We start from the raw sequence: 12,573 nt of genomic DNA on the forward strand, positions 1-12,573 counted from the left end.
GCGGAGCCCTGGGTTTTCCAGACGGGGATTTCCCTGAGGTTGAGCGGTCCGCTCCGGTCGGCCGGCTTGGTGCCGGCTGGTGGGCGGAGCGCGGATCCGCAGCATGACGGTGCGCTACCGCGCCAGGAAGGAGAGAGATGCCGACCGGTACTGTGAAATGGTTCAACGCGACGAAGGGCTATGGCTTCATCGAGCCGTCCGCCGGCGGGCCGGATGCCTTCGTGCACATCTCCGCGGTGGAGCGGGCCGGCATGGCGTCCCTCCGCGAGGGGCAGAAGGTGGAATACGAACTGGTGACCGGCCGCAACGGCAAGCAGGCCGCGGAGAACCTGGTCGCGCTCGATTGAGCGCTGACGGCTGATTCCGGGCCCGCCCCGACACGGGGCTGACGGATCGGCGGGGCCGGTCCGGACGGTGCGGGCGCCCCAGTGGCGGCCGTGCCGCGGCCCGGCCTCTTTCCCGGCCGGCCTCTTTGGTGTTGCGGCCCCTGTGTCGTCGCGGCCCCTGTGTCGGCCGGCTACCTCTGTGTCGGCCCGCTCCTCCTTGTCCTGAGCGCGGATTTCTGGCGCCGGCAGCGCAGGGCCAATTCCCTGAACAGATCAAGAAATCGTTTCCAGAATCGCGCGCCGCGACGGGCCGATTATTTTAATTTCGTGAAAACGGTTTAGCTCAAGAAACCGAAATAAAGACGAAATAGGCCTGCAATACTAATTTCGTTGTCTGTGGTCACCACCGCACGGTTCGATCCGTGACTGCGGGAGTGACGCGGATGACCGCGATGAACAATCGATACGGGCTGCAAACCCGTCTTCTGGCCGGCACGGCATTGGTCTTCGGCCTGGCCCCCCTGGCGCCGCTTGCCGCCCAGGAATTGCCGGCCGGCGGCCAGGTGACCCATGGCGCCGCGACGGTCTCGCAGCCGGCTGCCGGCCGCATGGTGGTCGATCAGACCTCCGCCCGCGCCATCCTTTCCTGGCAGAGCTTTTCCGTCGGCCAGGGCGGCGAGGTCGCTTTCCGCAATGGCGCCGGCGCCACGCTGAACCGGGTGGCCGGCGCGCTGCCCTCGCGCATCGACGGCCGGCTGTCGGCCACCGGCTCCGTCTATCTGGTCAATCCGGCCGGCATCGTCGTCGGCAGCACGGGCCGCATCGCTACAGGCGGCGGCTTCATCGCCTCGACACATGATATCGCCGACGGGGATTTCCTGCGCGGCGGCCCTCTGACCTTTGCCGGCCGCTCCGACGCGGCGGTGGTGAATGCCGGGCAGATCGGCGCCTCGGGCGGCGACGTGGCACTGATCGCGCGGCGGGTGGAGAATAGCGGCAGCATCGAGGCGCCGAACGGCACCGCCGCCCTGGCCGCGGGCTACGAGGTGCTGGTCAGCGACGCCATGACGGATGGCGGCCGCTTCGCCGTGAAGGTCGGCGGCGCGGGGACGGAGGTGCGCAGCGACGGTGCCGTCCGCGCCGCGGTGGCGGAACTGCGGGCCAATGGCGGCCATGTCTATGCCCTGGCGGGTAATACCGAAGGGGTGATCGCCGCGACCGGCGTCGCCCGACGCGACGGTCGGATCTTCCTGACCGCCGGCGGCGGCGGCAAGGTGACGACGGGCGGCCGGATCTCCGCCCTGGCTGCCGGCGGCGAAGGGGCCCGCCCCGGCGGCGCGATCGAGCTGTCCGGCGATACCGTGACAGTGGGCGGCGATCTTTCGGCTGCCAGCGACAGCGGCCCCGGCGGGTCGGTGTCGGTGCAGGGCGACCTGGTCGTCAACACCGGGTCGATCCGCGCCGGCGGCACGCGGGGCGGCACGGTGGACATTGGCGGGCGGGCGATCCTCAACGCCGGCATTGCCGCTGCCGGCGCCAGCGAAGGCCAAGCAGGCACGGTCCGGGTGCGGGCCGCCGAGAGCTATGTCGAGATCGCCGGCGCTGGCCTGCGGGCGGACGGGGCGGTCGATGGCGGCACGATCGCGGTGTCGGCGGAGCGGCTGTTCACCTCCGGCCTGATCGCCGCCACCGGGCGCGGGGGACGCGGCGGCAGAATCGAGCTGCAGGGCGGCGATATCGATCTGGCGGCGGCACGCCTCGATGCCGGCGGTGCCCATGGCGGCGGCACGATCCTGCTGGGCGGCGGCCTGCGCGGCGATGGCGGGCTGCGCCATGCCGCGACCCTCGACGCCTCCGCGGCGACCGGCATCCGCGCCGATGCCTGGACGGCGGGCGATGGCGGCCTGGTCGTGCTCTGGTCGGACCAGGCGACCGGCTTTTTCGGCCGGGCCAGCGCCCGGGGCGGCGCGACCGGCGGCGATGGCGGCCTGATCGAGGTCTCGTCCAAGGGGCAGGTGGCGATGGGCGGCACGGCGGATGCCGGCGCGCCGCAGGGTCGTGCCGGCGCCCTGCTGCTGGACCCGCGCGACATCACCATTTCCGACCTCACCGGCATCTTTCCCCAATATCCGCTGGTGGATCCGAACCCGAGCCCGAACAACAGCTTCGGCAACACCATCGTCCACCTGCAGACGGACACCGTCGTGGTGACGGCGCCGAACGACGATGCCGGCGGGGCCGATGCCGGTGCGGTCTATCTGTTCGACGAAAGCAGCGGCGCGCTGCTGTCCACCCTGATCGGCGGCACCCCCGACGACCAGGTCGGCACCGGCGTAACCGCCCTGGAGAACGGTCATTTCGTCGTGTCCAGCCCGTCCTGGGACAATGGTGCCGTCGTCAATGCCGGCGCCGTGACCTGGGGCAGCGGCACCACCGGAATCAACGGCACGGTATCGGCGGCAAACTCGCTGGTCGGCAGCACACCCGCCGACCAGGTCGGCATCAACGGCGTCGTGCCGCTGGCCAACGGCAACTACGTGGCCATCAGCCCCAACTGGGACAATGGCGGGGTCGCCGATACCGGCGCCGTGACCTGGGGCAATGGTGTCGGAGGCACGGCCGGTGCGGTCACTGCCGCGAATTCCATCGTGGGAAGCACGGCGTCGGACAATGTGGGCAGCGGCGGCGTGACCGCGCTGTCGAGCGGCAATTTCGTCGTCGCCAGCCCGTTCTGGGACAATTTCGACGCCTTCACCCCCAATGTCGGCGCCGTGATGTGGGCGGACGGTCTCGGCGGCACGGTCGGTGCGGTGACCGCGGGGCGGGCGCTGGTCGGCTCGACCCTGGGCGATCAGGTCGGCGGCGGCAGCGTGGTGGAACTGGCCAACGGCAACTATGTCGTCGTCAGTCCTGCCTGGAACAATGGCGGCGTGATCTCTGCCGGTGCGGTGACCTGGGGCGACGGCGCGGCCGGCCGGACCGGCGCAGTCGACCCCGCGAATTCTCTGGTCGGCAGCAATGCAAATGACCTCGTCGGCAGCTTCGGCGTGACGGCCCTGACCAACGGCAATTATGTCGTCGCCAGCCCGCTCTGGGACAATGGCGGCCTCACCGACGCCGGCGCCGCGACCTGGGGCGACGGGGCGGCCGGTTCGGTCGGTGAGGTGGCGGCGGCGAACTCCCTGGTCGGGACCATCCCGGAGGATCAGGTCGCTGCGACCGGAGTGGTGGCGCTGGCCAACGGCAATTACCTCGTGTTGAGCGCATTGTGGGACAATGGCGGCATCGCGAATGCCGGCGCGGCGACCTGGGGCGACGGGGCCGTCGGCACCTCCGGCGCGGTCACGGCGGTCAACTCTCAGGTCGGCAGCACGCCGGAAGACCAGGTCGGCAACGGCGGCGCGGCGGCGCTGAGCAACGGCAATTACGTGACCGCCAGCCCGTTCTGGGACAATGGCGGCATCGTCGATGCCGGCGCGGCGAGCTGGGGCGACGGCGCGACGGGTTCGTCGGGCGCGGTCTCGGCCGCCAATTCCCTGGTCGGCAGCACGGCCAGCGACCAGATCGGCTTCGGCGGGGTGACGGCGCTGGACAACGGCAATTACGTCGTTGCCAGCCCGCTGTTCGACAGCGCCGGAAGCGTCGATGCCGGTGCGGCCACCTGGGCCACGGGCGCCGCCGCGACAGCGGCCGCTGTCTCCTCCGCCAATTCCCTGGTCGGCGTCACGCCCAACGACCAGGTTGCCGATGGCGGCGTCACCGCCCTGACCAACGGCAATTACGTCGTTCTCAGTTCGTCATGGATCAACGGTGTCGTCGATCGTGCCGGCGCGGCGACCTGGGGCGACGGGGCGGCCGGGACCTTCGGCGCCGTCAGCGCCGCCAACTCCCTGTTCGGCAGCACGACAGACGACCTGCAGGGGACCACCGTCCTGGCGCTCAGCAACGGCGATTATGCCCTGGCCAGCCCGTCCTGGGACAATGGCGTCCTCCTCGATGCCGGGGCCGTGGCGGTGGGCGACGGCACCGCCGGCACGACCGGCGCGATCTCCGGCGTGAACGCGATGACCGGCGGCGCGACGATGGAGCTGTTCGGCGGCGCTATGAACGTCGAGGGCGATACCACCCTGATCGTGGGCTCTCCGTTCGAAGGCCGGGCCGTGGTCGGCATGCTGGACATCAACGCCGATACCGGCGGCCTGATCTTCGCGCGGGCGCAGGGTCAGGACATCACCATCGCACCCAGCGCGGTGACAGGCGTCCTGGATTCCGGCACCGACCTCGCCCTGCAGGCCTCCAACGATATTTTCGTCACCAGCCCCGTTCTCGCCGACAATCGCAGTGTCGCGTCGCTCACCCTGGAAGCGGGACGGTCGATCAATGTCGGGGCGAACATCCGGGTCGGCGGCACCCTGACCCTGATTGCCAACACGCCGCAGGCCGCCGGCGTCGTCGAGGCCGACCGCGCCGCCGGCCCTGCAGTGATCGATACCCTTGCCGCCACCCTGACCAGCGGCGGGGCGATGGACCTGGAACTCGCCGACGGTGCCGGCCGGGCGGCCAACGACAGCGGCGGCATCATGCTGGGCGCGATCTCCGCCCCCTCGCTGACCGTCCTGGATGCGGGGCCGAGTGCGGGGACCGCGATCGCCTTCTCCTCCTCGATCACGACCACGGGCAGCCAGATCTACAGCGGCGATCTGTTCGTCGGCGTCCCCGCGGTGGCGCTGACCTCGACCGGCGGTGCCGTGACCTGGGCGACGGAAGGCGCCGACACGATCACCGGCGGGCCGGGGGCGGAAATCCGGATGACCGATGCCTCCGGCCTGATCCGCTACGGCCTGCTGGACCCCGCCGATGCCGCGCGGATCTCGTTCGGCGGCACCGACAGCCGGCTCTATGGCGACAGCAACCCGGACCTGGCGCAGCCGCTGCTGACCGCGGGCAGCCTGCGCCCGGGCGACAACCTGGGCAGCCTGTTCGCGGCCGGTGCCGGCCTGTCCGGGGCGGTGCCGACGGCGACCTCCAATGCCGGCGGCTATGTCGTTGCCATCGACGGCAGCGGCGCGGCGACCAGCCTCACCGTGCCGGGCTATTTCGTCACCACCCAGGGCGCCGGCACCCTGACGGTCCTGCCGCGGCCGATCTCCGTCGCTGCCGATGCGCAGAGCCGGGTCTATGGCGATGCCAATCCGCCTTTGACCTACACGATCGGCGGCTCCGGCCTGGCGAACGGCGATACCCTGGCCGGCGGGCTGGCCACGGCGGCCACCGCGGCATCGTCGGTCGGCAGCTATGCCATCACGCAGGGCAGCCTGGCGGCCTCCGCGAACTACAGCCTGAGCTTCACCGAGGGGCAGCTGCAGGTCGCGCAGCGGCCGCTCGCGGTGACAGCCGACCCGCAGAGCCGCCGCTATGGCGACACGAACCCGGCTCTGACCTACACGATCGGCGGCGCCGGCCTGGCGAACGGCGACACCCTGTCCGGCGGGCTGGCCACGGCGGCCACCGCGGCATCGTCGGTCGGCAGTTATGCCATCACGCAGGGCAGCCTGGCGGCCACCGCGAACTACAGCCTGAGCTTCACCGAGGGGCAGCTGCAGGTCACGCAGCGCCCGATCACGGTGACGGCGGAGTCCCTGAGCCGCAGCTATGGCGACGCGAACCCGAGCCTGACCTATCAGGTCGGCGGCGCCGGCCTGGCGAACGGCGACCTGCTGGGCGGGGCATTGGCCACGGCGGCCGGCACCGCTTCTCCCGTCGGCAGCTATGCCATCGCGCAGGGCAGCCTGGCGGCCTCGTCGAACTACAGCCTGAGCTTCACCGAGGGGCAGTTGCAGGTCACGCAGCGTCCGATCGCGGTGACCGCGATGCAGCGGAGCCGCGCCTTCGGCACCGCCAACCCGGAACTGGTCTTCGCCATCGCGCAGGGCAGCCTGGCCGGCGGCGACGCCATCTCGCTGGCCACCACCGCCGACCAGGCCTCCGTCCCGGGCAGCTACGACATCATGCTGGACGGCCTGTGGCGCGGCGGTCTCGACGTCGCGTCGAACTACGACCTGACCTACCGGAGCGCCCTCCTGACGGTCCTGGCCGCACCGGTCCAGGAGAGTGACGAAACCGAGTCGACGATCGAAGCATGCACCATGTAACAGGTCTGATTGTTCCCTTCCTGCCGCCGGTGTCACGGCTCGGGTCATCGCGGTGCCGCACCCCACCAGCAAGCCTCTCGCGCCGCGCCGCCGGCCTAGCCCTCTGCCTGGCCATCGCCGGCCCGGTCATGGCCGGCACGCCGGCCCATGCCCAGACCGCGCCGGCCCTGGAACGGAATCTGCCGCTGGACCTGCCGGGGGAAGGCAGGATCGAGCTGGACGCGGCGGCCCCGGCGGAGGTTTCGGACGCCCCCATCGGCGTGAGCCTTGCCGGCGTGCGGCTGGAGGGCCTAGCCGCCGGCCGGGTGCGCACCGGGGGCGGACCGGCGGTTGCAGCGCCGCCGGCACCGGGGATCACGGTCGTGGACGTCGACGGCGTGGCGGAGGCCGACCTGAAAGCGGCCCTGGGCCGCTTCCTGGGGCAGCCGCTGTCGCTGCGCCTGATCGAGGAGATCAAAGCGGCGGTGGTCGCGGTCTATCGTCGGTCAGGCCGGCCTTTCGTCTCCGTCACGCCACCGGAGCAGGACATTTCCTCCGGCATCCTGCGCCTCCAGGTTCTGCCCTTCCGGGCCGGCGAGGTGGTGGTGCGAACCGGGCCCCGCACGGCTGCCGGCGAGGGCGTGCCGCAACTGCGGCCCGCGGATCCCGAACTGGCCGGCGACCTGCGGGTCACCCCTGGCACCCTGATCGAGGCGCCGCAGGTTATGGAGGATCTCGACTGGCTGAACCGCTATCCGTTCCGCCAGGTCAACGGCGTGTTCGAGCCGGGTTCGCAGCCGGGTATCAGCGACCTGAACCTGGAAGTCTCCCGCTATCGGCCGTGGCTGGGCTATGCCGGCTGGTCCAATTCCGGCACCCGCAGCACCGGCATCGACCGCTATTTCGTCGGCTTCAATGCCGGCTTCGAACCGCTGCAGGATCTGACGATCGCCTACCAGCTGACCATCGACAGCGGCGTCCTGCGCAGGCCCTCCAGCCTGGCCCTCAGCGACGGCAACTGGCCCCGCTATGCCAGCCATGCCGCACGCTTCACTTTCACGCCATTCGCCCGCCAGGCGCTGGAGGTGGCGCCCAACTTCGTCGCCACCCGCCAGACGATCGAGGCCGGGACCTTCGCCTTCGAGACCACGGCCTTCGAACTGCCGGTCCGCTACATCTCCGCCCTGTCCAACCTGGTGCCGGCACTGGCCGGCTGGGGCGACGCCTATATCGGTGTGGCGCCGAAATGGGAGACACGCAGCACCCTGTTCTCGGGGGTGGAGGTGGCGCGCGGCTCCGCCGCGGTGTTCGACATGTCGATCGGCTGGAGCGGGGTGCTGCGCGGCCTGGGCGACACCGCCATCGACCTGCAGCTGGTGCACAATCCGGGCGGCATTGTCGGCGGCAATACCACCGAGGACTGGTATCTCTATTCCAACGGGGTGGTGGACCAGGCGCGCTACACCTACCTGGCCGGCACCATGAACCGCACGACTCCGCTGCCGGTGCTGCCGGGTCTGGCCCTGCGCACCACCCTGATCGGGCAGTTCGCCGGCCAGGCGCTGCCGGATATCGAGCAGCTGGCGCCGGGCGGCGTCTATGCCGCCCGCGGCTACACGCTCTCAGACGGCAGCCTGGATACCGGCCTCATCCTGCGCGACACCCTGCAGCTGCCGGGTGGCCCCGTCTTTGGCGCGGCGGCATCGGATGCGGGCCTCGCCATCGACGACCGCTTCTCCCCCTATCTCTTCCTGGACATGGCCAGCGGCTATGCCTTCGACGGCGGTCCGGCCGATCGCAGCGGTCGCAACCGCACCAACATGGCCGGTGTCGGCGGCGGCTTCGACTACAGCCTCGGCCAGTTCCTGCATGCCGGCGCCTCGGTCGGGCTGGCGCTCTCCGACGCGCCGTCGACCAGGCGCGGCGATGTCAGGGTCGATGGCCGCATCGTGGTGACGTTCTGAACGGGCAGGGCCCGCATGGACCGGAGGATGGATGCAATGATGCGATCGATCGGATGCCTGGCCGTCATCGGCCTGCAGCTTGCCCTGGCGGCCTGCAGCACGCCGGGAGACCTGAACAGGGTCCGCGCGGAGAATGCGAATGACACGGAGGAGGCCGATACGGCCCAGGGCACGCTGGACGCCGCGACCCAGGTCGCGCAGGTGACGGCGGCTGACAGTGCCGCCCTCAGCCTCTCGCCGAAGGCGGTTGGCGAGCTTGCCGCGTTGTCGGCGACGATGAACATGTCCTGCAGGTGAAGCTGCCGGGGCTATCCCGCCCGCCCAGCCGGCCTGCCGTCGCCGCGCAGGCCCGTGTAGGCGGCCAGGTCGCGCCCGGGCTCGTCGTCGAAGCGGTCCGGCTGCACCTCCAGGTCGCTGATCCTGTCCAGCCGGAAAAGCCGGAAATCCTCCCGCAGCAGGCACCAGCCGACCAGCAGCCAGCCGTCTGAAAAGGCGGTCAGCGCCAGGGGGCGGACCCGTCGCCGCGTCTCCGCCTGTGTCTGGCTGCGATAGGCGAAGCTGACCAGCCGGCGCTCGCGGACCGCGCGTCGCAGCGCCGCGGCGAAGCCCGGCGCGCGGCGATGGGGCTTCTGCACGGCGCGCAGGGCGGGGCGGGTAGGATCTGCCAGCCGGCGGGCGGCTTCGATCTTGACACTGGCCGATCGCGCCGCCGCGGCAAGCGGGCGGTCGCCGACCTGCCGCACATAGGCCAGGCCCAGCGCCAGGGCCTCCATCTCGTCATGGTCGAAGGTCAGTGGCGGCAGGTCCAGCGGCGCCCGCGCCAGATAGCCGATGCCGGCCTGGCCGTCGATGGCGAAGCCCTGCCCCTGCAGGGCCGCGATATCGCGATAGACGGTGCGCACCGATAGCTCGAGGCGCAGCGCCAGGGCGTCCGCCGTGACCGGCTGGCCTGCGCGCAGATATCCCACCAGTTCGATCAGGCGGTCGGCGCGGCGCATGCCGGGCCTCCTCGCTGCAATGTCCAAAGCTGCCGCCACGCTCCTGACAGACAGCTGTCAGGAGGATGCGCCTACACTGCGCGCATGACCATGGTTCGACGAAGATCCTGCGACAGGGGAGTGCCGCGATGACGCAAGACGCCGAGACCGGAGCGGATCCGGACCTGCTGGGCATGCCGATGCCGCCCTGCGCCCGCCTGCTGGGCTGGCGCCTGATCGAGCAGGACCCGGACGCCGGCCGGATCCGGGTGGGGTTCGAGGGCAGGCCGGAATTCTGCAACCCGGCGGGCCTGATCCAGGGCGGGCTGCTGGCGGCGATGCTGGACGACACGATGGGACCGGCGCTGGTGGTGGCGAGCCGCGGGCGCCTGTACTGCACGACCATCGACATGAATGTCAGCTACCTGGCGCCGGTCCGGCCCGGACCGCTGGAAGGGCGCGCCAGGGTGGTGGAGGCGGGGCGCACGATCGCCTTCCTGGAGGGCGAGCTGGTCGATGCCGAGGGCCGGGTGCTGCTCCGCGCCACCAGTAGTGCAAGGGTGCTGGAAGCGGCCCGGGCGCTGGGCGGCGGGGCGCCGGCGGTGCAGCCCGGGCCGGACTGAGCCAGGTTCAGCCGCCGTTCGCGGCAGGTGCCGCGGCAACGGCGGCCGAGAACCCGGCCAGGGTGTCGCGTGCGGGGGCGAAATCGCCGGCCTCGGCCTGGCGGGCGACCGCCGCGACCGTCCGCGCCCAGTCCGCATAGGGCAGGGCATCGGCGGCGGGCCGGGCGGCCATGCGGCCGAGCGCGGCCCGGACCATGCGGGAGACGAGGTCGGCCAGCGGCGCGTCCTCCGCCTCCAGCGCGCGGCGCAGCACCGCCAGATAGCGCGGCAGGTCGGCGGCGCCCTCGTCGCGTGCGGTTTCCGACACCGCGTCGGCGCCGGGGGCCGCCAGGGCCAGCTGGTACTCCACCAGCGCATCGAGCAGGTCCGGCCGCGGCTCCCGCCCCGCGAACTCGACCACGATCACGCGGCGGGTGAAGTCGCGCAGCGACCCCATCCGGACGGCGGTGCCGTAGGGCGCATTGTCCGCGACGCCCTGCAGGCTGGGAATCTCCAGCGGCCGGTCCACCCCGTCATCGGCCATCGGGTTCCACAGCCGGTGCGCGACGTCGACCCGGCCGGGGCGGTCGGACAGGCCCGGGATGAACAGGTCGGCATTGGCGCCGCCATTGCCGTGGCAGGTCTGGCAGGCGATGCCGGACAGCCGGGCATTGCCGCCCAGGATCTCCGGCGACCGGAAGGCCAGCCGGCCAAGTTCCACCAGGCCATGGGCGCCGGCGGCGACGGTCAGCCGTTCCGGCGGCAGTGCATCCTGTACCAGCCGGCTGTCAGGCGGCAGCCAGCGGCGGTCATGGACCTCCGGCGGCCCGCCGGCCGTTTCGGTTGCCGCGACGATGCCGCAGAGAAGGATCGCCGCCGCCGAAAGCGGTCCTGCCCGGCCCGCCATCGGCGGCTGCGTCCGGATGTCTCAGCCGGTGCCGCCGACGGTGATGCCGTCGATCAGCAGGGTCGGCTGTCCGACGCCGACCGGCACGCCCTGGCCCGCCTTGCCGCAGGTGCCGATGCCGGGGTCCAGCGCCATGTCGTTGCCGACCGCCTTCACCTTCTTCATCACCTCCGAACCCTGGCCGATCAAGGTCGCGCCCTTCAGCGGCGCGCCGATCCTGCCGTTCTCGATCCTGTAGGCCTCGGTGCAGGAGAAGACGAACTTGCCCGACGTGATGTCGACCTGGCCGCCGCCGAAATTCACCGCATAGACCCCGTCCTTCACCGAAGCGAGGATGTCGGCAGGGTCCGTGTCGCCGCCCAGCATGTAGGTGTTGGTCATCCGCGGCATCGGCATATGCGCGAAGCTCTGCCGCCGGCCGTTGCCGGTCGCCTTCATGCCCATCAGGCGGGCGTTCATGCGGTCCTGCATGTAGCCGGTCAGGATGCCGTCCTCGATCAGCACGGTGCGGCTGGACGGCGTGCCCTCGTCGTCGATGGTCAGCGAGCCGCGCCGGTCGGGCAGGGTACCGTCGTCGACGATCGTCACCCCCGGCGCCGCCACTTGCTGCCCCATCAGGCCGGAAAAGACCGATGACTGCTTGCGGTTGAAGTCGCCCTCCAGGCCGTGGCCGACCGCCTCGTGCAGCAGCACGCCGGGCCAGCCCGGGCCCAGCACCACCGGCACCTCGCCCGCAGGGGCGGCTTCGGCGCGCAGATTGACCTCCGCCTGGCGCATCGCCTCGTCGACCTCGGCGCGCCAGCGGCCCGGCTCGAAATAAGCGGTATAGCCGGTGCGCCCGCCGGTCCCGGAGGAGCCGGATTCCTGGCGGTCGCCCTCGCCCATGACGACGGAGACATTGAGCCGCACCAGGGGGCGGATGTCCTGGCCCAGATAGCCGTCGGGGCGCAGGATCAGCACCGCCCGCCAGGCACCCAGAAGCGAGGCGGACACCTGCCGTACCCGGTCGTCGCGTCGCGCATAGGCGTCGATCTCCGACAACAGCTTCACCTTCTCCGCGAAGGGGATCTCGTTCAGCGGGTTGTCGTCGGCATAGAGGCGCCGGTTGGTCAGTTCCGGGGCTGCTGCGAAGGCGCCGGCATGGCCGTCGCGCACCGCGCGCACCGTCTCCGCCGCGCGGCGCACCGCCGTCTCGCTCAGTTCGGAGGCATGGGCATAGCCGGTCTGTTCGCCGGACACCGCGCGCAGGCCGAAGCCCTGGCTGGTGTCGAAATTGCAGGATTTCAGCCGCCCGTCGTCGAAGGCGAAGCTTTCCGAATAGGCATATTCCAGGAACAGCTCGCCATCGTCGGCGCCGTGCAGGGCGTCGGAGACGATCCCGGTGAGGCGCGGCCGGTCGAGCGCGCCACGGCTGAAGAACAGGTCCTCGGCGGAAGTGATTCGGTCGGAGGCGGACATACCCTCTCCATCGGTCAGGCGGATGCGGCCCGGCGGAAGCGGTGCCGGGCATGCGGCCCGGCCCGGCTGCTGCTGCGCAGGGCGATGATCTTGCCGCTATAGATGTCGTCTCAGGCGCGGCAGGTCCAGGGGGGAGGCGGGAAAGCGGCGGCGGAGGCCGCTTCCCGCATGGTCCGGGGAAGATGGTGGCGGGTCGCTACGAAGGTGC

The 12,573-nt window shown here is 71.2% G+C and carries 8 protein-coding genes; 5 read left to right on the forward strand and 3 right to left on the reverse strand.

Annotated elements, in window-relative coordinates; genetic code table 11:
* The first annotated feature begins 137 nt into the window (after nucleotides 1-137).
* The 4 genes from ACFOGJ_RS04520 (at nucleotide 138) to ACFOGJ_RS04535 (ending at nucleotide 8,718) form a co-directional block, all read left to right on the forward strand.
* Entirely contained in the window at nucleotides 138-347 is a 210-nt protein-coding gene (locus tag ACFOGJ_RS04520) for a cold-shock protein (protein WP_379898488.1), read from the forward strand.
* 431 nt (nucleotides 348-778) lie between these two features.
* Complete coding sequence (locus ACFOGJ_RS04525) at nucleotides 779-6,478, forward strand: MBG domain-containing protein (RefSeq protein WP_379898489.1); 5,700 nt, start codon at nucleotides 779-781, stop codon at nucleotides 6,476-6,478.
* A gap of 128 nt (nucleotides 6,479-6,606) precedes the next feature.
* Complete coding sequence (locus ACFOGJ_RS04530; RefSeq protein WP_379898490.1) at nucleotides 6,607-8,421, forward strand: ShlB/FhaC/HecB family hemolysin secretion/activation protein; 1,815 nt, start codon at nucleotides 6,607-6,609, stop codon at nucleotides 8,419-8,421.
* A 36-nt stretch (nucleotides 8,422-8,457) separates the two neighbouring features.
* Entirely contained in the window at nucleotides 8,458-8,718 is a 261-nt protein-coding gene (locus ACFOGJ_RS04535; RefSeq protein ID WP_379898491.1) for a hypothetical protein, read from the forward strand.
* An 11-nt stretch (nucleotides 8,719-8,729) separates the two neighbouring features.
* On the opposite strand, the gene ACFOGJ_RS04540 is transcribed toward ACFOGJ_RS04535, so the two are convergent.
* Nucleotides 8,730-9,419 (reverse strand): helix-turn-helix transcriptional regulator, encoded by a 690-nt coding sequence (locus ACFOGJ_RS04540; protein WP_379898492.1) that lies wholly within the window; start codon nucleotides 9,417-9,419, stop codon nucleotides 8,730-8,732.
* Nucleotides 9,420-9,547: 128 nt separating this feature from the next.
* On the opposite strand from ACFOGJ_RS04540, the gene ACFOGJ_RS04545 reads away from it, so the two are divergent.
* Complete coding sequence (locus ACFOGJ_RS04545) at nucleotides 9,548-10,021, forward strand: PaaI family thioesterase (protein ID WP_379898494.1); 474 nt, start codon at nucleotides 9,548-9,550, stop codon at nucleotides 10,019-10,021.
* Nucleotides 10,022-10,028: 7 nt separating this feature from the next.
* Here the strand turns inward: ACFOGJ_RS04545 and ACFOGJ_RS04550 are convergent, their stop codons facing one another.
* Nucleotides 10,029-10,907: a hypothetical protein gene (locus tag ACFOGJ_RS04550; protein WP_379898495.1), complete on the reverse strand. Its 879-nt coding sequence runs from the start codon at nucleotides 10,905-10,907 to the stop codon at nucleotides 10,029-10,031.
* A gap of 21 nt (nucleotides 10,908-10,928) precedes the next feature.
* Nucleotides 10,929-12,365: a metalloprotease TldD gene (gene tldD, locus ACFOGJ_RS04555; RefSeq protein WP_379898496.1), complete on the reverse strand. Its 1,437-nt coding sequence runs from the start codon at nucleotides 12,363-12,365 to the stop codon at nucleotides 10,929-10,931.
* Between the last annotated feature and the right edge of the window lie 208 nt (nucleotides 12,366-12,573).

It is taken from the genome of Marinibaculum pumilum, from assembly GCF_042646425.1.
Classification (GTDB): Bacteria; Pseudomonadota; Alphaproteobacteria; order Ferrovibrionales; family Ferrovibrionaceae; genus Marinibaculum; species Marinibaculum pumilum.

Excerpts from the sequence above, each read along its gene's own strand:
- ACFOGJ_RS04540 (WP_379898492.1), bottom strand. The coding sequence starts at position 9,419 with ATGCGCCGCGCCGACCGCCTGATCGAACTGGTGGGATATCTGCGCGCA.
- ACFOGJ_RS04520 (WP_379898488.1), top strand. The coding sequence starts at position 138 with ATGCCGACCGGTACTGTGAAATGGTTCAACGCGACGAAGGGCTATGGC.
- ACFOGJ_RS04550 (WP_379898495.1), bottom strand. The coding sequence starts at position 10,907 with ATGGCGGGCCGGGCAGGACCGCTTTCGGCGGCGGCGATCCTTCTCTGC.
- tldD (WP_379898496.1), bottom strand. The coding sequence starts at position 12,365 with ATGTCCGCCTCCGACCGAATCACTTCCGCCGAGGACCTGTTCTTCAGC.
- ACFOGJ_RS04525 (WP_379898489.1), top strand. The coding sequence starts at position 779 with ATGAACAATCGATACGGGCTGCAAACCCGTCTTCTGGCCGGCACGGCA.
- ACFOGJ_RS04535 (WP_379898491.1), top strand. The coding sequence starts at position 8,458 with ATGATGCGATCGATCGGATGCCTGGCCGTCATCGGCCTGCAGCTTGCC.
- ACFOGJ_RS04530 (WP_379898490.1), top strand. The coding sequence starts at position 6,607 with ATGGCCGGCACGCCGGCCCATGCCCAGACCGCGCCGGCCCTGGAACGG.
- ACFOGJ_RS04545 (WP_379898494.1), top strand. The coding sequence starts at position 9,548 with ATGACGCAAGACGCCGAGACCGGAGCGGATCCGGACCTGCTGGGCATG.